This window comes from Rhizobium sp. YIM 134829 (assembly GCF_046546455.1).
The window spans coordinates 53845-72212 of record NZ_JBKHKI010000005.1; the positions used below are offsets into that span (position 1 = coordinate 53845).

Below are 18368 nucleotides of genomic sequence, written 5' to 3' on the forward strand. Positions count from 1 at the left end.
CCTCCATAAGGAGGAGGGGTCACCCTTATTCTGACCAGCGCTGCCGGGCCGCGCAAGGCTTGGTTCACCTTGCCTTGCGGAACAGGTCTTTCTTGTTCCTCAGCGCGCCGCGCGGACTTTTGCCCCACCGGTCTTCTTGCTAAGGAAACACTGACACAAAAGAGGCCCGACCTTGAGCCAAGACCCCGCCACGCTGACGCGCGCGCAGCTCGAAACCGCATATCTGGAGCTGCGTACCCGGCTGGCCGCGATGGGCGGCGATAGGGCCGAGGACGGCGCCGATCCGCAGCCGGTCTCGAGCGAGGATCCGGCGCGGCGCGCGCTGTTCGAAGCGATCGACGACGGCTTCTGCATCATCGAATTCATCGACGGGCCGCATGGTCCGCTCAGCGATTACCTGCATATCGAGGCGAATTCCGGCTATGAGCGGCAGACCGGCATCCCCGATGTCGTCGGCAAGCGCCTGCGCGAGATCGAGCCGAACAATGCCGATGTCTGGCTCGAGCTTTATGGCGGCGTGCTCAGAACCGGCAAGACGGTGCGGTTCGAGCAGGAATTCGCGGCGATCGGCCGGCATATCGAGGTCTCGGCCAGCCGGGTCGAGCCGCAGAGCCTGCGCCAGGTCTCGGTCCTCTTCCGCGACATCACCGCCCGCCGCCAGGCCGAGGATGCGCTGCGCGCGAGCGAGGCCTTGGCGCGCGAAAACGTGCAGCGGGTGCAGCTGGCGCTTGCCGCCGGCGCCATCATCGGCACATGGTCCTGGGATGTGCCGGCCGACCGCTTTACCGTGGACGAAGGCTTCGCCGCCGCCTTCGGCTTCGACCCCGCGCTGAGCCGCACGCCGTTGAGCCTCGACCATGTCGTCTCCGCGGTCCATCCCGATGATCAGGCAGGGCTGTCCGACTCGATCCGGGCCGCGCTTGCTCGCGGCGGTCCCTATGCCCATCAGTTTCGCACCCGCCGCGGGGATGGCAAATATTACTGGCTGGAGGCGAACGGCCGAGTGGACCTGGCGGCGGACGGATCGGCGCTCGGCTTTCCTGGCGTGCTGCTCGATATTGAGGGGCGCCGCGCCATGGAGGCGGAGCGGGATAGGGCGATCGCAGCGCTGCGGGCGCTCACCGACACGCTGGAACACCGGGTGGAAGAGCGCACCGCCGCACTGCTTCAGGCCGAGGAGGCGCTGCGCCAGGCGCAGAAGATGGAAGCCGTCGGCCAGCTGACGGGCGGCCTGGCGCATGACTTCAACAATATCCTCGCCGGCATTTCCGGCAGTCTCGACCTGATGCGCACGCGGCTTGCCCAGGGGCGCTTGAGCGATATCGACCGCTACCTGACCGGCGCCCAGTCGGCGGTCAAGCGCGCCGCCGGCCTGACTCAGCGCCTGCTCGCCTTCTCCCGCCGCCAGACGCTCGATCCCAAGCCCTCCGACATCAACCGGATCGTGGCCGACATGCATGATCTGATCAGCCGCAGTGTCGGTCCGGGGATCGCGATCGAAACCGTGGCCGCCGGCGGGCTCTGGACCGCCTTCGTCGATGTCGGTCAGCTGGAAAATGCACTGCTCAATCTCTGCATCAACGCCCGCGACGCCATGCCGGACGGCGGGCGCCTGACGATCGAGACCGGCAATCGCTGGCTGGACGAGCGCGCCGCCAAGGAGCGCGGCGTGGCGCCGGGGCAATATATCTCGCTCTGCGTCAGCGATACGGGCACAGGCATGCCGCCGGATGTGGTCGAGCGTGCCTTCGATCCCTTCTTCACGACCAAGCCGATCGGCCAGGGCACGGGGCTTGGCCTCTCCATGGTCTATGGCTTTGCCGGCCAGTCGGGTGGCGCGGCGCGGATCTATTCGGAAGTCGGCAAGGGCACGATGATCTGCATCTATCTTCCCCGCCATTTCGGCGATGGGGTGGAGGCGGAGGTGGCCGCCGATCTGGCCCGACCGGAACCGGCGGCGGGCCAGAGCACCATCCTCGTCGTCGACGACGAGCCCCTTGTGCGCATGGTGGCGGTGGAAATCCTCGAGGAGCTCGGCCATTCCGTGCTGGAGGCCGATGACGGCCCCTCGGCGCTGAAGATCCTCACCGTGCGGCCCGATATCGACCTCCTGATCACCGATGTCGGCCTGCCGAACGGCATGAATGGCCGACAGCTTGCCGACGCGGTGCGCGTGCAGCGGCCGGAACTCAACGTGCTCTTCATCACCGGATACGCGGAAAATGCCGTGCTCAACCACGGTCATCTCGAGCGCGGGATGCAGGTGATCACCAAGCCCTTTGCGTCGGAAGCCTTTGCCCGCCGCGTTGGCGAACTGCTCAACGGCGGCTGACGATCGCCCGTTCTGAGGGGAGGCGGGCCGCGGCTCAGCAGACCCGCTCGCCCGCCCGCCAGACGGCCGAGACCAGCGGCGGCAAAGCCCCGCCGCGGCGCACCCGCACCAGATCTGCGCGCCGGCCAATCTCGATCCGACCGCGATCGTCGAGGCCTGCGGCCTGAGCCGGATTGGCGGTGACCAGCCGGATGGCGCTCGGCAGATCGACGATCTCGCGCTCGGCCAGCAGGAAAGCCGCCTGGACGAGGCTGAACGGCACGTAATCGGAGGAGAGGATGTCGAGCGCGCCTTCGGCCAGGAGATCGAGCGCCGAGACATTGCCGGAATGCGAGCCGCCCCGCACGACATTCGGCGCCCCCATCAGCACCTGCAGCCCGTGCTCGCGCGACAGTCGTGCCGCCTCGCGCGTCGTCGGGAACTCAGCCAGCGCGATGCCGAGCGCAACGCCTTCGGCCACATGCTCGGGCGTCGCATCGTCATGGGAGGCGATCGCAATGCCGGCAGCATGGCAGCGCTCGGCAAGCAGGCGGCGGTGGCGATCGGAATTCGCCTCGGATTCGGCGATCCTGCGCTGGCTGAAAGCCTCGAATTCGGAGTCGGAGAGCTTCTTCTTGCCCTGATAGTAAATTCGGTAGGCCTCGAGACTGACGAACTGGCGCTGGCCCGGAGCATGGTCCATGAGCGAGGCCAGCCGCACGCGGTGGTTGCCGCTCATCGCGTCGAAATGCTCGACGACGTCGGGAACGGAGACTTCGCAGCGCAGGTGGATGAAATGTTCGGCGCGCAGGCGGTTGGCGGCACTCGCCGCGGCGATCGTATCGGCCATCGCGGTCATCTCCGCGCTGCCGAGCTCGGTATCGCCGTCGATTCCGACGCGCAGCGCATCGAAGACGGTGGTGATGCCGGAGCTTGCCACCTGGCCGTCATGGGCCTGCAGCGCTGCATCCATGTTCCAGCGCACCTTGGGGCGCGGCTGGAAATGGGTTTCCAGATGGTCGGTATGCAGCTCCACGCAGCCGGGCATCAGGATGTCGCCGCCAAGATCGATCCCGCCCGAGGCGGGTGCGCTATCGATATCGGCAATCAGGCCATCGCGCACCACGAGGCTTCCGATGATCGTTTCCTCCGGCAGAACCAGGGTGCAATGGGTGAAGATGGTTTCGGAGGTCATGGCAGGCTTTCGGTATGCGCTGAATCAGAGGACGAGCTTGCGGAGCTGCTGGGACAGGAGATCCATCAGCGAGACGGTGATGACGACGATGACGAGCACGGCGGCGGCCTGGGAATAGTAGAAGCCGCGAATGGTCTCGAACATGACTTGGCCGATGCCGCCGGCGCCGATCAGGCCGAGAACGGTGGCCGAGCGGATGTTGGATTCCAGCCGGTAGAGCGAGAAGGAGATCCAGAGCGGCAGAACCTGCGGGATGACGCCGAAGATGACCACCTGCAGCCGCGAGGCGCCGGTGGTGCGGATCGCCTCGATGGGGCGGGGGTCGATCGCCTCCACAGCCTCGGAAAAGAGCTTGGCGAGGATGCCGGTCGTGTGGACGAAAAGCGCCATGACGCCGGCAAAGGGCCCTAGGCCGACGGCGACCACGAAGAGCACCGCGAAGACCACCTCATGGATGGCGCGAAAGAAATCCATGAGCCGGCGAACCGGTTGGAGGATCCACCAGGGCGCCATGTTGTGGGCGGAGAGGATGCCGAAGGGGATCGACAAGAGGATCGCGAGGAAGGTGCCCCAGAGCGCGATCTGCACCGTGACGATCATTTCCTCGGTATAGTAGCGCCACTGGCTGAAGTCGGGCTGAAGGAAGCCGCTGGCATAGTCGGCCATATTGCCGGAATCGGTGAAGAGATAGGTCCAGCGGCTCATCTCGGCCGGCCCCCAGCTCATGCCGAGGGCGGCGATCAGAGCGGCGAGCAGCAGCAGGTTGCGGAAACTGGATCTCGAGGCCGAGGCCCGGCTGGCCGCTTCGGCATGGGTCAGGGTCACTTGGCTCATCGGTCAATTCCGGATCGGAGGCGTCGGCAGGGGCGAAGCGGGGAGAAGGGCATGCCTCCTCCCCGCGGCGTCGGGTGGATCAGCCCTTGGTGGCTGCGGCGAGTTCGGCCTCATAGGCCGCCTTCTTCTCCTCGAGCGGCTTCAGCTGCTCGGCCTTGGCCTCGGCCGACAGCGTCGTGTCGGCATTGATCTTGGCGATCGACTTGGCGGTTTCCATCACGCGGATCGGCAGGAGCTGGCGATCGTCGGAGGCGCGGAACGGCGCCCACTTCAGGCCGGCCAGGATTTCCTTTTCCTTGGCGACGTCACCGGTCGACTTTTCGGTGCCGTAGGTCAGGAAGAAGTCGCGGATCTTGGTCTTGGTGGCGTCCGGCAGGTCCTTGCGCCAGACGATCGGGTCGGACGGGATCAGCGGCGAGCGCCAGATCTCGCGGACCTTCTCGAAGGCGGCCGGGTTGTTCTGCTTGATCAGCGCCATGTTCTCGGTGTTGTTGGCGGCGGCATCCACCTGGCGATTGGCAACCGCGAGCGCGTTGGTCTCGTGATTGGCGTTGGTCACCGTCTTGAAGCAGGTCTTCGGGTCGATGCCCCGCTGGCCGAAGACGAAGGTCATCGGGACCAGATAGCCGGAGGTGGAGTTGACGTCGCCGAGGCCGAAGCTCTTGGTCTTGTCGCAGGTCAGCAGCTCGTCCACCGTCTGGATCGGGCTGTCCTTGGGGACGAGGATGACCGACCAGTAGCCCGGTTCGCCGCCCTTCGGCACGCTCTGCACGAAGACTTCGCCCTCGGCGCGATCGACGGCTTCCATGGCCGACTTGTTGCCGTACCAGGCGACCTGCACCTTGTTGAAGCGCATGCCTTCGATGATGCCGGCATAGTCGGAGGCGAAGAAGGGCTTCACGTCGAGGCCGGTCTTTGCCTTCATGTCGTCCAGCAGCGGCTGCCAGCTCGTCTTCAGGTTCTGCTGGCTCTCGGTCGAGATGATGCCGAAGTTGAGGGTGTCCTCAGCGAGCGCCGCCGAGGAGAGGGTGAGGGCGACGGACATCGCCGCCATGCTTTTCAGGATCGCGTTCATTTTCGTCTCCGGTGGTGTCGTTCAGGTCTAAGCCGGGATCAGCCCCGGCTGCAGCTGCTTCGGTCCCGCATGGGCAGGGGCCGACGGGTCCGCCGGGGCATCCGGCAGAACGAGTTCTTCCGAGGCAGCGCCATAAAGCTCGGCCAGGAAGCTGTTGGACAAGGCGGTCGATGGACCGTCATAGACGATGGCGCCGTCGCGCATGGCGATGGTGCGCCGGCAGTAGCGCCGCGCATATTCGACCTGGTGCAACGAGACGAGCACGGTGATCCCGTCCTTGGCGCTGATATCGGCAAGCACGTCCATCACCCGCCGTGCGGCGGAAGGGTCGAGCGCGGAGATCGGCTCGTCGGCGATCAGGATCTGTGCTTCCTGCACCAGGCAGCGGGCGATGGCGGCCCGCTGCTGCTGGCCGCCGGACAGCGTGGAGGCCCGCTGCCGGGCAACCTGCGGAATGCCGACGCGGGCAAGGGCTGCCTGCGCACTGTCCTTTTCGGCCCTGTTGAACAGGCCGAGCGTGCCACGCCAGCGCGGGGTTCGGCCGAGATGGCCGATCAGCACATTGGTGAGGACGGAGAGCCGCCCGACCAGGTTGAACTGCTGGAAGATGACGGCAACACGGCCGCGCTTTGCTCCGCGGATGAAGCGGCCGCCCTTCTGCGAAAGCTCGTCGAGAATGGTAATCCGGCCGCTGCCCTGATCGGCGGCCTCGAGGCCGGCAATGTGGCGGATCAGCGTGCTCTTGCCCGAGCCGGATGCGCCGATCAGCGCGACCATCTCGCCGCGCTCGAGCTCCAGGCTGACATCTTTCAGGGCCTGTGTGTGGCCATAGGTCTTGGACAGGCCGGAAACGGCGATGGCACTCATGCGATGTCCCCCTCGGTTTCGGCTATTGTCGCGTCGTTCTTCACGGGAAGATGATGATTGCGTAACGATTCGATGACATTTGAGCGTTCGTAGCGATCCAGGAACGCCTCGGCCGACAGGGTGCGGAAATCGGCGACCGCCTGGCCGAGCCTTTCATGCGGCCAATCCCACCAGGCCAGCCGATCCATGCGCGCGCCGACCTCCGGTGTGAAGCGCGGCTTGATCAGCCGGGCCGGGACGCCGCCAACGATCGTGTAGGGCGCGACATCGCGGGAGACGACGGCGCCGGCGCCGATCACCGCGCCATTGCCGATGGTGACGCCGGAGAGCACGGTCGCGCCATGGCCGATCCACACATCATGGCCGATCACCACCTTCCGGTCGCGCCGCCAAGCAAAGAATTCGGACTCATCCTCGGCGCCGTCAAAATAGTCGCTGGCGCGATAGGTGAAGTGGTGGAGCGTCGCCCGCCAGGTCGGATGGTTCGGTGCATTGATCCGCACGCAGGAGGCGATATTGGCGAATTTGCCGATCTCGGCGCACCAGATCGCGCAATCCTCCATCACATAGGAATAGTCGCCCAGCACCGTCTCGCTGAGGCGGGCACCAGCCGCCACCTCGGTAAAGCGGCCGAGCTCGGACTGGCTGACCTCGGCGGTCTCGTCGATCAGCGGCACGAATTCCTTGAGCTTCGGCATTACGCGGCCCTCCGGGCGGAGAAGCCGGTCACGTCGATCGTGCGGGTCGCCACCGCGTCGCGCACGGGCAGGTCGTGGAAGATGCCGAGGATTGCCGTGCCGCCGTCGAGCTTCTCGCGGATCATGCCGATGACCACATCGCGATTGACCGGATCGAGCGAGGCGGTCGGCTCGTCGAGGAGCAGGATCGGGTGGTCGGTAATGAAGCCGCGGGCGATATTAACCCGCTGCTTCTCGCCGCCCGAAAAGGTCGCGGGCGGCAGCGAGAAGAGGGCCTCGGGCAGGTGCAGCCGGTGAAGGAGCGCAGCGGCACGTGCCTGCGCTTCGCCGCGGTCGACACCGCGCTCCACCAGCGGCTCCGCCACCACATCCAGTGCCGCGACACGCGGCACGGCGCGCAGGAACTGGCTGACATAGCCGATCGCCGACCGGCGAAGCGTCAGGATCAAATGCGGGTCGCCGCTGCCGAGATCCTGCGGCTCTTCCGCGCCGGTCTGGACCAGGATCGTGCCGCGGTCGATCGCGTAGTTGCCATAGACCATGCGCAGGATCGAGGACTTACCGATGCCGGAGGGACCACCGAGCACCACGCATTCCCCAGGCTTGAGGTCGAAGGCGACATGATCGACGACCGGTAGGCGAAGGCCGCCGCGCAGATGCATGGTGAAGGATTTAGCGACGTCGCGCAGGCTGAGCACGGCATCCTCAGGCATGGTCGAAGGTGCAAAGGCCATGGCTCAGCTCTCCGGGATCGAGGCGACGAGGAGTTGGGTATAGGCATGATGCGGGTCGTCGAGCACGCGATCCGTCAGACCCGCTTCGACGATCCGGCCGCTCTTCATGACGATCATCCGCTGCGAGAGCAGCCGTGCCACCGCGAGGTCATGGGTGACGAGAATGACCGACAGGCCGAGATCGGCGACGAGGCCGCGCAGAAGATCGAGAACCCGCGCCTGGACGGAGACATCCAGCCCTCCGGTCGGCTCGTCCATGAAGATCAGCCGCGGCCGGGTGACGAGGTTGCGGGCGATCTGCAGGCGCTGGCGCATGCCGCCCGAAAAGGCGACCGGCTGGTCGTCGATGCGGTCGGCTGCGATCTCCACCCGTCCGAGCCAGTCGATCGCCGTGCCGCGCAGGGCGCCGTAATGACGCTCGCCGATTGCCATCAGCCGTTCGCCGACATTGGCGCCGGCCGAGACGCGCATGCGCAGGCCGTCGGCCGGGTTCTGGTGGACGAAGCCCCAGTCCGTGCGCATCAGGAAGCGACGTTCGGCCTCGGACAGCGCGCCGAGTTCGGCGAAGCGCCCATCCCGCATGCGGTAGTGCACCAAGCCGCTCGTCGGCGGCAGGCGGCCCGAAATGCAATTGAGCAGCGTGGTCTTGCCGGAGCCGGACTCGCCGACGATTGCCAGAACCTCGCCCGGATGCACGTCGAAATCGATGTCGGTGCAGCCGATGAAGGCGCCGTAGCGGCGCTCCAGGCCGCGGACGGACAGAAGTGGAGCGTTCATGGCCGGATCTCCGCGCGGCTGTCGCCGGATTGAGGCAGGCCGGGACCCTGATGGCCCTCGGCCCGGCGCGTCTCGCAATGGTCCGTGTCGGAGCAGACGAACATGCGTCCGCCGCGGTCGTCGGTGACCACTTCGTCGAGATAGACGCCGTCGGCGTCGCAGAGCGCGCAGCGATGCGAGAAGCGCTGCACGGCAAAGGGGTGATCCTCGAAATCGAGGCTGACGACCTTGGTGAAGGGGGGCAGCGCATAGATGCGCTTCTCGCGCCCGGCGCCGAAGAGCTGCAGCGCCGGATTGTCGCTCATCTTGGGGTTGTCGAATTTCGGAATGGGCGAGGGGTCCATGACATAGCGGCCCTCGACCTTGACCGGATAGGCATAGGAGGTGGCGATATGGCCGTGCTGGGCGATGTCCTCGTAGAGCTTCACATGGATGAGCCCATATTCCTCGAGCCCATGCATGACCCGCGTCTCGGTCTCGCGCGGTTCGAGGAAGCGAAGCGGCTCGGGGATCGGCACCTGATAGACGAGGATCTGCCCGGCGGTGAGCGGCTCTTCGGGAATGCGGTGGCGGGTCTGGATGATGGTTGCCTCGCGGGTGCGCGTCGTCGTCTCGACGCCGGCGGTCTTGGCGAAGAAGGCGCGAATCGAGACGGCATTGGTCGTGTCGTCAGCACCCTGGTCGATCACCTTCAGCACATCGTCGGCACCGAGGATCGCCGCCGTCACCTGCACGCCGCCGGTTCCCCAGCCATAGGGCATCGGCATTTCGCGCGAGGCGAAGGGCACCTGATAGCCGGGAATGGCGATCGCCTTCAGGATTGCGCGGCGGATCATGCGCTTCGTCGGTTCGTCGAGATAAGCAAAGTTATAGGCGGGGAGCGTCATTCCGCGGCCTCCTGTTGTGTCGCGGGCGTCTCGTCTGCCGCATCCTCGGCCATCTCGGCACGCAGGCGGCGGAGAAGATCGAGCTCGGCCTGGAAGTCGACATAATGGGGCAGCTTCAGATGTTCGACGAAGCCGGTCGCCTGGACATTGTCGCAATGGGCGATGACGAATTCCTCGTCCTGGGCCGGCGCCAGCCGCTGTTCGTCGAACTCATCGGCCCGCAGCGCCCGGTCGACCAGGCTCATGGCCATGGTCTTGCGCTCCGATTGGCCGAAGGCGAGGCCATAGCCGCGGGTAAAGCGCGGACCCTCGCCAGAGACGCCCTTGAACTGCGAGACCATCTGGCATTCGGTGACCCGGATCTCGCCAATTGCCAGGGCGAAGCCGAGCTCGGGGATTTCTACCTCCAGCGCCACATGGCCGATGCGGATCTCGCCGACGAAGGGATGGGTGCGGCCATAGCCGCGCTGGGTGGAATAGCCGAGCGCCAGCAGAAAACCCTCGTCGCCGCGGGCCAGCGCCTGGAGGCGTAGATCCCGGCCCATCGGAAAGTCGACCGGATCACGGGTCAGGTCGCCGGGCGTGGCATCGTCCGGCAGGTCCGGCTCGATCAGGCCTTCGTCGCCCAGGAGATCGGTGACGCGCGGCATGGCCTCGCCAGTGGTTGCGGATCGCCGCGCGGGTTCGGCCACCGGATGGTCGCCGGCCATGGCGGGATCGATCAGCCGGTGGGTATAATCGAAGGTCGGGCCGAGCAGCTGGCCACCCGGAATATCCTTGTAGGTCGCCGAGATCCGCCGCTCGATCCGCATGGCAGCCGTATCGAGCGGCCGGCTTGCGGCAAAGCGGGGCAGGGTGGTGCGATAGGCGCGCACCAGGAAGATCGCCTCGATCAGATCGCCGCGTGCCTGGCGCACCGCCATGGCAGCAAGCTCGGGATCATAAAGGGAGCCTTCCGCCATGACGCGGTCGACGGCCAGCGAGAGTTGGCCGGCAATCTGCGCGAGGCTGAGCGCGGGGACATCGCGGTCTCCGCGGCGGCGATCGGCTAGAAGTGCATGGGCCTGGTCGATCGCGACTTCGCCCCCCTTGACAGCAACATACATGGCTCAGACCTCCTCGATCATGGTGGTGCGCGGCAAGGCCAGCGCCTGTGGACCGGCGACCAGAACCAGGTCGAGACCGAGCGGGAAGAGCGCGCGGTTGGCGGTCCGGGCGGCGAGGAAGCCTTCCGGCAGGCCGAGCGGTGCAATCAGGATGTCGCTTTCGATGCCCGGGCCCGTCAGGCGCAGGGTTGCGCCGCCTTCGAGCGCTGCAACGGGAAGGATCAGCGTTGCCGAACGGTCGGGATAGGCGCTGTCGCCCTGCGGGAACTCCAACCACGCGGCCGGATCGCTGCGGCGGCTAAGCAGCGCGAAGCTCGCCAGCGCGGGATCATCCGCAAGCGGCGCGCCGGTCTGGAAGGTGAGCCAACCGGCGCAGGCGCCTGCCACCTCCCGATCTTCGAACCAGACGGGCGTATCGGGATCGGCAAGCGCCAGCAGCAGCGCGGCGGACGCCTCGTCCATTCCCGGCGGCGGCGTCACGAAACCACCCAGATCCGCGCGTCGGCCGGGCTGGGCGAAGGCATCCATGATCTGGCGAAACACCGCCTGTGCTGCCGGCACCGGTTCGGAAAAGCCGTTTTCCAGAAACAGCGCGCTCATGCATCCTCTCCGCGAACAAGGGTGAAGAAGTCGACCCGCGTGGCTTCCGTCTCCTCGGCGTCCCGTCTGCGCCGTTCGGCTTCGGCTTCGATAGCCGGCGCGACGACATCGCGCTCAACACGCTCGGCCCATTCGCTTCTCTGGGCGAGCGCATCGAAATGGGCGACCAGTGCGGCCTTGTCCGGCGAACGGCCGAGAACCATGGCATGCCCGATCTCGCCGGTCGCCAGGCTGACCGTTGCCCGCGTCACGCTGGCTTCGCCGAGATTGAAGGCGCTGCCCCCACCGCCGATCCGGCCGCGCACCATCACCAAGCCAACCTCCGGGCCGCGGATCGCCCGGGCGGCCGGGGCATCGGAGAAATGGGCGCTGTAGGCGGCCGTGAGCGCCTGAAGCGGCATGGCGGTGAGGATATCGAGGGTGCGCTTGCGCGGGTTGAGCGGGGTCGTCATCGTCATATCTCTCAACTTGTCTATTTGTGTAGACAACCAGTCATGATGCGATTTATAAACCGTCAGCGATGACAGCTTGATGACGCCGAAGGCAGCGGGGACTATGGAATGAACGGGTTCGAGGACGGAATTTCGCGCTGGCGGCGCGTCGCCGACGAGATCCGCAGCGAGATCGTGAGCGGCACGTTCTCGAGCCAACTGCCGACCGAGGCGGTCCTTGCGGCGCGTTTCGGGGTCAACCGCCACACGGTGCGCCGCGCTCTGGCCGCGCTCGGCGCGGAAGGCCTGCTGCGCAGCGAAAGGGGGCGCGGCACCTTCATCAATCCCCTGCAGCCGCGTATCACCTACCCGATCGGCAGCCGCGCGCGCTTTTCGGAGAACATGATGCGCCAGTCGCTCGAACCGTCCGGCCGGCTGATCGGCGCCGAGCGAACTGCCGCAACGCCAGCGCAGGCCATCGCCCTCGGCCTTGCGGCGGGCGCGCCCCTCCTGCGGCTCGAACATCTGGCAGTGGCGGGCGGCATGGCGCTCTCACGTTCCACCTCCTATTTCTCGGCTATGCGGTTTCCGGACATCATCGGCGCCTATGCCGAGACCGGCTCGATCACCCGGGCGCTTGCCCAGTCCGGCGTCGAGGACTACCGGCGGCTCGAAACGCGGATCACGGCCGAGCGGATCGCGACGCCGGATGCGGATCTGCTCCAATGCCCGGCCGATGCGATTGTCCTCGTCAGCGAGGCAATCGACGTTGATGCGGAGGGTCGGCCCATCCAGTGGATCCGCACCCGATTCCTGGCCGACCGGCTGGAACTGGTCTTCTCGAACGAGGCGGGCGCTGCCACGCGCGTGCGGGACTAATGCCCTGGCGGAGAAGAATCTTGCTTCAAAGAATGCGGGGGCAAGAATTTTTTCCTTGTTCTTCCCCGTCTGAGCACAGTAATCTCATCAAGTTCTCAGGGCGGGGTGCAATTCCCCACCGGCGGTATCCGGACGTATTCCGGGAGCCCGCGAGCGCTTTCCGCAAGGGAAGGTCAGCAGACCCGGTGAGAGGCCGGGGCCGACGGTATAGTCCGGATGGAAGAGGACAAGTCTGTCAACCGCTCCGTCACGGGCGGTCGTGCGGACCTGTTCGCCCAAGGGATGAAGAGCAGCGCAAGCTGCGGTTTCGCGCCGGCAACGGCTAACCCTTGAAAGGCAATGACATGACCATTTCCCCAATCGAAGAAGCGGTCGAAGCGATCGCGCGGGGCGGCATGGTTCTCGTCGTGGATGACGAGAGCCGGGAAAACGAGGGCGACATCATCGTTGCCTCCGATGCCGTAACGCCGGAAACGATCGCCTTCATGATGAAGCATGCGCGTGGGCTGATCTGCGTGGCGATGGAAGGCGCGCGTCTCGACGCGCTCGACATCCCGCTCATGGTTCCGCAGAATACCGAACTGCACAAGACCGCCTTCACCGTCTCGGTCGACTATCTGCCGGCGACGACCACCGGCATCTCCGCCTCCGACCGCGCCAATACCGTGCGCGCGCTGATGGATCCCGCGGCAAAGCCGGCCGACTTTGCCCGTCCCGGCCATATCTTCCCGCTGCGCGCCCATCCGGGCGGGGTCGCGGCCCGGCCCGGCCATACGGAAGCCGCGGTCGAGCTCGCCCGTCTCGCCGGTCGCGCGCCCTCCGGCGTCATCTGCGAAGTGGCCAATGATGATGGCACCATGGCACGCCTGCCGGAGCTGCTGGTCTTCGCCAAGGCCCATGGCCTGCCGATCGTCACCATCGAGGACCTGATTGCCTATTTGGCCCAGCAGACCGCCGCTGCGGCTTGATCCTCTGCATTGCATGGGCCACCAAACGGGCGCCGCGGCGCCCGTTTCCCTTGGCAAGGATCTCCCGCTTCAATAGCCGCGGGCGCGATCGACCGACTGTGGACTGCGGCCTGACTGGCGATAGCCGGCTATATTCTCTGCCACCACTCGCGCCGCCGTCTTCATCGTGGTCGGTGCGGAAATGTGGGGGAGAACCGTGACCCGAGGATGATCCCAGAGCGGGCTATCGGTCGTAAGCGGCTCAGTTTCGAAGACATCGAGCACGGCATGGCCAAGATGGCCCTGGTCGAGCGCGGCCAGGAGCGCCGGCGTGTCGACGATCCTGCCGCGGCCGAAATTGATGAAACCCGCGCCGCGCCGCATGCGGGCAAAGGTCTTGGCGTCCAGGAGGCCCGTCGTCTCCGCCGTCAGGGGCAGCAAACAGACCACGATGTCAGACCCGGCGAGCAGCGTATGGAGCCCATCTTCGCCGAAATGGCTCGTGACACCCGCCACCTGTTTCTCACTGCGGCTCCAGCCGGCCACCGTGAAGCCGACCCTCTGCAGCAGCGTCGCAGAGGCGCTGCCGAGCGCCCCGAGCCCCAGCAGGCCGACCTTCAGGGCGCTTGCCGGGCGATAGGGGCGCTGCTGCCAGAGATGCGCCCGCTGCTGCGCCGCATAGGCCGGCATGTCGCGGGAGAGATAGAGCGTCCAGGCCAGCACCGCCTCCGCCATGGTGCGGGCGAGCTCCGGATCAACGAGGCGGACGATCGGCCGGTCGAAACCCTGGAGCTCCCCGACCAGCCGCTCCACCCCGGCCCAGAGGCTCTGCACCCAGCGGAGATTGGGAAGCTGGCGGAGGTCGGCGGGATCGGGATCGGCAACGATGGCGATCTCGACCGCCGCACGCTGCTCCTCCGTCAAGGCGGCGATGGGAAGGATCGATTCGAGTGGCATGGCGGTTGTCAAGGCGGCCAGCCAAGCCTCTTCCTCGTCCCGATCGAGACGGGTGATGAGCGCGATCATGGTCCCTCCTCGTTCACGCGTCAGCAAAGCGACGGCCGGCCGCGCCCCGGTTGATCCGGCTACTGGGCAAAGACACTGTCGAAGTCCTTGAAGCCCTTCACCTCGATCGGGTTGCCGCTCGGATCGAAGAAGAACATGGTCCGCTGCTCGCCGGGCTCACCTTCAAAGCGGATGACCGGGGGAATATCGAAGGCGATGCCCGACCGCTCCAGGCGATCCGCAAGCGCCAGCCAGTCTTCGAGCGGGAGAACGACGCCGAGATGCGGCATCATCACCAGATGATCGCCCACCTTGCCGGTGCGGGTAACCGTGAAGGGAACCCCGAGATGCAGCGAAATCTGGTGGCCGAAAAAGTCAAAATCGACCCAGGTCTCGGTCGAGCGCCCCTCGGCGCAGCCGAGCACCTCGCCATAGAAGCGGCGCGCCGCATCGAGGTCGGTCACGTGATAGGCGAGGTGGAAAAGCGAACGCATGCAATCATCTCCCGGGTATCGCAGTCTCTATTCTGTAAGTCGTGACTTTCACGAAAGCCAGCGGCGGCGGTTAAACCGGCCTTGTCATCCCTCGGTCTTGACCGGCAGATCGGCAAGGCAGGCGGCGAGCGCGCGGCGGCTATCGATCAGCAGCGTTTCCGCGTCATCCCGGCTGATCCTGCGGAAGCGAATGCGGCTGCCGGTCGGCATCTGCGCAAGCCGCGGCAGATCGGCGGAGGCGATCGTCGCGATCTTCGGATAGCCGCCGGTCGTCTGGCGCTCCGCCATCAGCACGATCGGCCGGCCGGAGGCCGGAACCTGGATCGAGCCCGCCACCGTCCCGTCGGAGACGATGTCGTGGCCGCCCTCGGCGACAAGCAAAGGCCCATCCAGCACCTGCGCCATCCGATCCCGGCTGGGGCCGACGACAAAGTCGCTGGTGAGGAACAGGTCCCAGATGCGCGGGGCGAAGTGGTCGGCCTGCGGTCCGGGAATGACGAGGATCGGCCCCAGGCCGCGCGGCAGGCCTTGCGCGAGCGCACGAAGCGGCTTCGGCGACGAGACGCCGAGCGGCAGGTTGTCGCCGGCCGCAAGCCGCCGCCCCTCCAGGCCGCCAAGGCCGCTCCTCAGATGGGTCGAGCGGCTGTCGAGGACCGGCGGTGTGTCGATGCCGCCGGAAATGGCGAGATAGCCCCAGACCGCACCACGCAACGCCCCAAGGCTCAAGCTCTGGCCGGGGCGCAGCACATAACTTTCCCAGGGGCGGCAGAGCCGGTCATCGATGCGGATCTCCAGCGCCCCGCCGGTCACCGCGATCCGGACGGGATAATCGACGGAGAACCGGCCGCCGAACACGGCGAATTCCAGCGCCGCGGCGTCCCTGTGGTTGCCGACCAGCGCATTGGCGATCTCGAAGGCTGGCGGATCCATCGGTCCGGCGCCGGAAACGCCGCGATCGAAAAGGCCCGGCCGGCCAAGATCCTGGACGGTCAGCATCGGCCCGGCCTGGTCGACCTGCAATCGGCTCATGCAGCCTCCCATTCGGCGATGGCCTCGCCGCGGGCAACGGCGGCGTCGAGATGTTCGGCCTCCGCCGCATCGATCGCGCGGAAGCGCACCGCATCGCCGGCCCGCAGCAGGAAGGGTTCGGCTCGGGCTGGGTCGAAGAGACGCAGCGGCGTGCGGCCGATATAGCGCCAGCCGCTCGGCGCCGGCACGGAATTGATGCTCGCCTGCTGCCCGCCAATGCCGATCGCGCCCGCCTCCACCCGCTGGCGCGGAACGGCAAGGCGCGGCATGTGCAGCGCCTCCGGCAGGCCGCCGAGATAGGCGAAGCCCGGGGCGAAGCCAATCATATAGACCCTGTAGGCGGCGCTGCTATGAAGCGCGATCAGCGCTTCCGGCGTCATGCCCTTGGCCGCCGCCATCTCCTCGAGATCGATCCCGGCCGCGCCGCCATAAAGCACCGGCACCGTGATGCGCCGCGTCGCCTCCGTCTCCGGCAGGCCCGCTTCGATGAGGCTCTCGATCCGCTCCGTCAGTGCCCAGCCGCGCAAGATGGCAGGGTCATAGGTGACAAGCAGCGAGCGATAGGTCGGCACGAGTTCCTGAAGACCGGCGGGTGCATGCGCCGCAAGGGCTCTGGCGAGCGCCACCACGCGTCGGTTGATCGCCTCGTCGATCCGGTCGGAGAACTCGACCAGAAGCGCACTGTCGCCGCAGGGGAGAATGCGCGGAAAACGCGTCGCCGTTTCGCTCATCGAACCTCCCCTTTCATCCGTCCGGCATTTTCGCCATAGAGGAGGGGAGCGCAACCCGGCTCCCGGCTTTTTCCCTGCCGGCGTTGGGCGGCGACGACAGGGACATCGGGAGAGCGGACGGGATGCGGACCATCGACCTCAATTGCGACATGGGCGAGGGCTTCGGCGCCTATCGGATCGGCGACGACGCGGCGATGATGGAGATCATCACCAGCGCCAATGTCGCCTGCGGCTTTCATGCCGGCGACCCCGTGGTCATGCGCGATACGATCCGGCTGGCCAAGGCCAAGGGTGTGTCGATCGGCGCGCATCCGTCCTTCATGGATCTCTACGGTTTCGGCCGGCGGCGCATCGCCGGCGAGACGCCGTCCGACATCGAGGCACAGGTGATCTACCAGATCGCGGCCATTGCCGGCATGGCCCGCACGCTCGGCTGGCCGATCAGCCATGTGAAGCCGCATGGCACGCTCTACACCATGGCCGCCGAGGACAGAGTGCTGTCGGAGGCCTGCGTCCGCGCCGTCCGGGCGGTCGATCCCGGCCTCGTCTTCGTGACCCTGCCCTTCTCCGAGACGCTGAAGGCGGCCGAGGCCGCGGGGCTTACGACCGCCTGCGAGGTCTTCGCGGATCGCCGCTATCTGGAAAACGGCATGCTCATGCCGCGCGGGCAGGAGGGGGCGGTGATCGAGGATCTCGATCGGCGCTTCGAGCAGGTGCTGTCGATCGTCAAGGACGGCCGGCTGCCGGTGCGCGGCGGCGGCTTCCTGGAGATCGAGGCGGCGACGATCTGCATCCACGGCGACACGCCCGGCGCACCCGCGACGGCACGGGCGCTGCGCGAGCGGCTGACGGCGGAGGGCGTGGACCTCGCGCCCTTTGCCAGGCCGCCGATCCAGACGGACGCCGACGCATGAGCCGCATCGTCTATGTCAACGGCGCCTTCCTGCCCGAGGCGGAGGCCAAGGTTTCCGTCTTCGACCGCGGCTTCCTCTTCGCCGATGCGATCTACGAGGTGGTCGGCGTCGTCGGCGGCAAGCTGCTCGATTATGCCGGCCATGCCGCGCGGCTCCGCCGCTCGCTCGAGGCCCTGTCGCTGCCCGCTCCGCTCGACGACGCGGCGCTGCTCGCACTCCATCGCGAGATCGTGGCGCGCAACGGGCTCGACGAAGGCCTGATCTACCTGCAAATCTCGCGCGGCAGCGCCGATCGGGACTTTGCCTATCCGCCAGCGCCGATACCGACTCTGGTGCTCTTCACGCAGGCAAAACCCGTGCTGGTCAATCCCAAGGTGGAGACGGGCATTTCCGTCGTTCTTGTGCCGGATCTGCGATGGGCGCGGCGCGACATCAAGACCGTGCAGCTGCTCTATCCCTCCATGGCCAAAATGGAAGCGGTGCGTCAGGGCGCCGACGATGCCTGGATGGTGGAGGATGGGCTGGTGACCGAGGCGAGTTCGGCCAATGCGCATATCATCGACGCAAGCGGTCGGCTGATCACCCGACCGCTTTCCGAGGCGATCCTGCATGGAATTACCCGGCTCAGCATTCTCGAGGTGGCACGTGATCTGGGCGTTCCGATCGAGGAGCGCGCCTTCACGCCGGAGGAGGCATTGGCGGCCTCGGAGGCCTTCATCACCTCGGCCACCAGCTTCGCCCTGCCGGTGACGCGCATCGACGGGCAGGCGGTGGGCGATGGCCGGCCGGGGCCAATTACGCTGGCGCTGCGCCAGGCCTATATCGAGGCCAAGCTGAAGACGGCGACTTAGACC

At 66.6% G+C, this 18368-nt stretch carries 20 protein-coding genes and 1 riboswitch; of the genes, 5 read left to right on the forward strand and 15 right to left on the reverse strand.

Annotated elements, in window-relative coordinates; genetic code table 11:
• Positions 1–250 precede the first annotated feature (250 nt).
• Positions 251–2332, forward strand: a complete 2082-nt coding sequence (locus ACLE20_RS10745) for a response regulator (RefSeq protein WP_410940509.1) — start codon at positions 251–253, stop codon at positions 2330–2332.
• A 34-nt stretch (positions 2333–2366) separates the two neighbouring features.
• Here the strand turns inward: ACLE20_RS10745 and ACLE20_RS10750 are convergent, their stop codons facing one another.
• From ACLE20_RS10750 to phnG, 11 genes are all read right to left on the reverse strand, one after another.
• Entirely contained in the window at positions 2367–3506 is a 1140-nt protein-coding gene (locus tag ACLE20_RS10750; protein WP_410940283.1) for an alpha-D-ribose 1-methylphosphonate 5-triphosphate diphosphatase, read from the reverse strand.
• Between the two features lie 24 nt (positions 3507–3530).
• Complete coding sequence (gene phnE, locus ACLE20_RS10755; RefSeq protein ID WP_410940284.1) at positions 3531–4340, reverse strand: phosphonate ABC transporter, permease protein PhnE; 810 nt, start codon at positions 4338–4340, stop codon at positions 3531–3533.
• Between the two features lie 79 nt (positions 4341–4419).
• Entirely contained in the window at positions 4420–5415 is a 996-nt protein-coding gene (gene phnD / locus ACLE20_RS10760; protein WP_410940285.1) for a phosphonate ABC transporter substrate-binding protein, read from the reverse strand.
• A 27-nt stretch (positions 5416–5442) separates the two neighbouring features.
• Positions 5443–6282 (reverse strand): phosphonate ABC transporter ATP-binding protein, encoded by an 840-nt coding sequence (gene phnC / locus ACLE20_RS10765; RefSeq protein WP_410940286.1) that lies wholly within the window; start codon positions 6280–6282, stop codon positions 5443–5445.
• Positions 6279–6980 carry a DapH/DapD/GlmU-related protein gene (locus ACLE20_RS10770; protein WP_410940287.1) on the reverse strand — a complete coding sequence of 234 codons (702 nt, stop codon included), beginning with the start codon at positions 6978–6980 and terminating at the stop codon, positions 6279–6281. Before ACLE20_RS10770 ends, phnC begins: the two co-directional genes overlap by 4 nt.
• Positions 6980–7693, reverse strand: coding sequence for a phosphonate C-P lyase system protein PhnL (gene phnL / locus ACLE20_RS10775; protein WP_410940510.1), 714 nt, complete (start codon positions 7691–7693; stop codon positions 6980–6982). Before phnL ends, ACLE20_RS10770 begins: the two co-directional genes overlap by 1 nt.
• A 24-nt stretch (positions 7694–7717) precedes the next feature.
• Positions 7718–8491 (reverse strand): phosphonate C-P lyase system protein PhnK, encoded by a 774-nt coding sequence (gene phnK / locus ACLE20_RS10780; protein ID WP_410940288.1) that lies wholly within the window; start codon positions 8489–8491, stop codon positions 7718–7720.
• Positions 8488–9378, reverse strand: a complete 891-nt coding sequence (locus ACLE20_RS10785) for an alpha-D-ribose 1-methylphosphonate 5-phosphate C-P-lyase PhnJ (protein ID WP_410940289.1) — start codon at positions 9376–9378, stop codon at positions 8488–8490. Before ACLE20_RS10785 ends, phnK begins: the two co-directional genes overlap by 4 nt.
• A complete protein-coding gene (locus ACLE20_RS10790; RefSeq protein ID WP_410940290.1) occupies positions 9375–10484 on the reverse strand; it encodes a carbon-phosphorus lyase complex subunit PhnI in 1110 nt (369 codons plus the stop codon). Before ACLE20_RS10790 ends, ACLE20_RS10785 begins: the two co-directional genes overlap by 4 nt.
• 3 nt (positions 10485–10487) lie before the next feature.
• On the reverse strand, positions 10488–11084 hold the full coding sequence (gene phnH / locus ACLE20_RS10795) for a phosphonate C-P lyase system protein PhnH (RefSeq protein ID WP_410940291.1): 597 nt from the start codon (positions 11082–11084) through the stop codon (positions 10488–10490).
• Complete coding sequence (gene phnG, locus ACLE20_RS10800; RefSeq protein ID WP_410940292.1) at positions 11081–11536, reverse strand: phosphonate C-P lyase system protein PhnG; 456 nt, start codon at positions 11534–11536, stop codon at positions 11081–11083. The genes phnH and phnG overlap by 4 nt, the downstream gene beginning before the upstream one ends.
• Positions 11537–11644: 108 nt before the next feature.
• Here phnG and phnF point away from each other — a divergent pair, with 108 nt between their 5' ends.
• Both phnF and ribB read left to right on the forward strand, forming a co-directional pair.
• The gene (gene phnF, locus ACLE20_RS10805; protein WP_410940293.1) at positions 11645–12394 is read left to right on the forward strand and encodes a phosphonate metabolism transcriptional regulator PhnF; all 750 of its coding nucleotides are present in this window, start codon (positions 11645–11647) and stop codon (positions 12392–12394) included.
• Between the two features lie 87 nt (positions 12395–12481).
• Positions 12482–12626: riboswitch (FMN riboswitch) on the forward strand.
• 112 nt (positions 12627–12738) lie between these two features.
• Positions 12739–13362, forward strand: a complete 624-nt coding sequence (gene ribB / locus ACLE20_RS10810; protein ID WP_410940294.1) for a 3,4-dihydroxy-2-butanone-4-phosphate synthase — start codon at positions 12739–12741, stop codon at positions 13360–13362.
• Between the two features lie 69 nt (positions 13363–13431).
• Here the strand turns inward: ribB and ACLE20_RS10815 are convergent, their stop codons facing one another.
• The 4 genes from ACLE20_RS10815 to pxpB all read right to left on the reverse strand — a co-directional run bounded on the left by ACLE20_RS10815 (position 13432) and on the right by pxpB (position 16600).
• Positions 13432–14367 carry a 2-hydroxyacid dehydrogenase gene (locus ACLE20_RS10815; RefSeq protein WP_410940295.1) on the reverse strand — a complete coding sequence of 312 codons (936 nt, stop codon included), beginning with the start codon at positions 14365–14367 and terminating at the stop codon, positions 13432–13434.
• A 59-nt stretch (positions 14368–14426) separates the two neighbouring features.
• Entirely contained in the window at positions 14427–14840 is a 414-nt protein-coding gene (locus tag ACLE20_RS10820; protein ID WP_410940296.1) for a VOC family protein, read from the reverse strand.
• 84 nt (positions 14841–14924) lie between these two features.
• Positions 14925–15869 carry a biotin-dependent carboxyltransferase family protein gene (locus tag ACLE20_RS10825; protein WP_410940297.1) on the reverse strand — a complete coding sequence of 315 codons (945 nt, stop codon included), beginning with the start codon at positions 15867–15869 and terminating at the stop codon, positions 14925–14927.
• Positions 15866–16600: a 5-oxoprolinase subunit PxpB gene (gene pxpB / locus ACLE20_RS10830; RefSeq protein ID WP_410940298.1), complete on the reverse strand. Its 735-nt coding sequence runs from the start codon at positions 16598–16600 to the stop codon at positions 15866–15868. Before pxpB ends, ACLE20_RS10825 begins: the two co-directional genes overlap by 4 nt.
• Before the next feature lie 122 nt (positions 16601–16722).
• Between pxpB and ACLE20_RS10835 the strand changes: the two genes are divergently transcribed.
• The gene (locus ACLE20_RS10835; RefSeq protein ID WP_410940299.1) at positions 16723–17514 is read left to right on the forward strand and encodes a LamB/YcsF family protein; all 792 of its coding nucleotides are present in this window, start codon (positions 16723–16725) and stop codon (positions 17512–17514) included.
• Positions 17511–18365 carry a D-amino-acid transaminase gene (locus tag ACLE20_RS10840; protein ID WP_410940300.1) on the forward strand — a complete coding sequence of 285 codons (855 nt, stop codon included), beginning with the start codon at positions 17511–17513 and terminating at the stop codon, positions 18363–18365. Before ACLE20_RS10835 ends, ACLE20_RS10840 begins: the two co-directional genes overlap by 4 nt.
• The last annotated feature ends 3 nt before the right edge of the window (positions 18366–18368 follow it).